Genomic DNA, 2,534 nt, shown 5'->3' with positions numbered 1-2,534 from the left:
GTCAGCAGCGCCGTCTTTCCGACGGCCGCTGCCCCCGTCAGCAGGGCCACCCAGCCGCTGCCGCGGGCTGCGGAGTTCCGCAGCTCCGCCAGGGCGGACAGTTCGTTCTCCCGTTCAAGCAAGTGCACCGACAAGTTGTTTCCCCCGTCACGCGGGGCCACCTCGGCAGCCCCGCCTGCGACAACAATGAATCTGGTGGGCCGAAGCCCAGGGGCGTCGACGGGACCGCGCCGAAGCGCAGACCGCCGACGCCGGAACGGCACCGGCGAGGTCAGCCGTGCTCCCCCGCCCCGGCGGGATGGAGGGCGTCGGCGATGGAGCGGACGATCTCTCCCGCATGGTCAGTGAGGAAGAAGTGTCCACCGGTGTAGGTGCGCACCTCGCAGGTGCTGGTCGTGTGCGCCTGCCAGGCCGCGGCCTCCTCCGCTGTCGTCCTCGGATCGGCGTCGCCGGTCAGCACGGTCAGCGGCGCCCTCAGGGCGGAGCCCGGCTCCGGGCGGTACAGCTCGACCGCCTTGTAGTCGCTGCGGATGGTCGGCAGTGTCATGCGCAGCAGTTCCTCGTTGGCGAAGACCGCCTCGTTCGTGCCGCTGAGTGCCCGCATCTCCGCGATGACGCCGTCGTCGTCGCGGCGGTGGACGCTCTCCTCCCGGTGGGTGGAGGGCGCGCGGCGGCCCGAGACGAAGACGCGCAGGGCCTGGAAATCGTTGTCACGCTCGAGTCTTCGCGCCACCTCGAAGGCCAGTACGGCACCCATGCTGTGGCCGAAGAACGCCGTCGGCCGGTCGAGCCACGGCCCCAGTTCCGCGGCGATCAGGTCGGCCAGTGTGTGGAGGTCCTCGATGTGCGGCTCGGAGTGGCGGTCCTGGCGTCCCGGGTACTGCACGGCCAACACGTCTGTCCTGGACGTCAGTTCGCGGGAGACCGGGAAGTAGTACGAGGCCGCACCTCCCGCGTGCGGGAAGCAGACCAGCCGTACCTCGCTCCGTTCAGCCGGATGGAATCGGACGAACCAGGGGCTTGTGGGGGGGTGTTGCATCACTTCGCTACTACTTCTCTTTCGCTTCCGGGGCACGCCGGTGAAGCTCTGACAGCGCTGCTCAGGATGTGGGCCAGGTGCATAGTAAGCAGGGAGACAAAGGCTGGGGGTACCCCTAATTCTCCGGGCTTAGGGGTTACCGCCAATCACATGGGACACACACAACCCATCTGTCACAGAGCGGCAGGCGCAGATGCGGAAGGCGCAGCTCCGCCCCGGACGGGACCGACGGCAAGGGCATCCGCGCCACGGCAGGCCGGAACCGGGATGCGGCGGCATGCGGACTGCCGCGCCGTTGGATCTCAGCCGAGGCGCAGGGTCTCCAGGTGCCGGTGGAGGACTTTGCGCAGCATCGCCGGCGACAGCCACTGGGGAAACAGCAACGCCTGGAGCGTGAGACCGTCCAGCAGGGCGCACAGCCGCACACTCTCCACCTCGACGTCCATGTCGTGCGGCAGCCCACCCGAGTTCTTGGCCTCCTGGAGCACCCGGCGCACCAGGACGAAGAGCGCTGTCTGGAGCTCCTGGGCACACGACCGCAGTTCGCGGTGGGTCCGGGCGGCCGTGGCGAACGCCTGCCACAGCACGGCTTCCTCGCGCCGCACATCATCCAGCGGCAGGAACTCGGCCAGCAGTTCCTCGGTGCGCACGCGGCGGACGGCACGCCTCTCCCTCCCGCCCTGGGCCACATCGAGCTGCTCGATGTGCGCCCGGACACGGGACTCGATGCGCCGGCTCAGCTCCTGCATCGCGAAGATCATCATTTCGTCGTGGTCGCTGAAGTAGTGGCGGATCGAGCCGATGGCGTAACCCGCCTCCTCGGCGACGTTGCGCAACGAGGCTTCTTCCAGGCCACGGCGGCTCACCACGGCGAGGACCGCTTCGGCAACGGCTCGCCGGCGCTCCTGCCGGTCGACAATCTTCGGCATGTTGCCGTTATAGCACGACCGAGCTAAAATCTTTTATAGCATGACTGTGCTACAAAAGAGAGGTTGTCTCACATGAACGGCTGGGTCATCGCGGCGGTCGTCGTCGTCCTCTTGATCGCCATCGTCATCAAGAGACTGATCGGCGAACCGCTCAACGCCCGGGACCTGTGGGGCGCACCCATCATCCTCACGGCCATCGGCGTCTGGACCGTGGCCAAGACCGATGGGCTGACCGGCACCGACATCGGCTGGGCCACCGGCAGTTGCGTCCTCGGGTTCGCGGTGGGCGCCGTGCGCGGCTCCGCGGTGACGGTTTTCGAGAAGGGGGGCGTCCTGTGGCAGCGCTACACAGGCAAGACGTTCCTCTATGTCGTCGGCGCCCTCGTGATCATGGCCGGCTTCAGCGTCCTGGCGCAGAAGATGGGCATGCATGCGGAGGCCCGCCCGATCCACCTGGCGATCGGCATCAGCTTCCTGGGTGAGTCGGCAGCCGTCAGCCTGCGCGCACTCAAGACCGGGGTGCCCTTCGCGCCCGAACAGCAGCGTGCCGGGCTGCGCCGCTGACG

At 68.0% G+C, this 2,534-nt stretch carries 3 protein-coding genes; 1 reads left to right on the top strand and 2 read right to left on the bottom strand.

Going from position 1 to position 2,534, the window contains the following annotated elements; genetic code table 11:
• Positions 1-271: 271 nt before the first annotated feature.
• On the bottom strand, positions 272-1,039 hold the full coding sequence (locus tag ACWGI8_RS42945; RefSeq protein ID WP_453668898.1) for a thioesterase II family protein: 768 nt from the start codon (positions 1,037-1,039) through the stop codon (positions 272-274).
• A gap of 302 nt (positions 1,040-1,341) precedes the next feature.
• On the bottom strand, positions 1,342-1,968 hold the full coding sequence (locus ACWGI8_RS42940) for a TetR/AcrR family transcriptional regulator (protein WP_453668897.1): 627 nt from the start codon (positions 1,966-1,968) through the stop codon (positions 1,342-1,344).
• Positions 1,969-2,040: 72 nt separating this feature from the next.
• Here ACWGI8_RS42940 and ACWGI8_RS42935 point away from each other — a divergent pair, with 72 nt between their 5' ends.
• Positions 2,041-2,532 (top strand): DUF1453 domain-containing protein, encoded by a 492-nt coding sequence (locus tag ACWGI8_RS42935; RefSeq protein ID WP_453668896.1) that lies wholly within the window; start codon positions 2,041-2,043, stop codon positions 2,530-2,532.
• Positions 2,533-2,534 lie beyond the last annotated feature (2 nt).

The sequence above is a fragment of the Streptomyces sp. NPDC054841 genome, from assembly GCF_053611045.1.
This window is presented reverse-complemented; position numbering and strand designations above follow the sequence as displayed.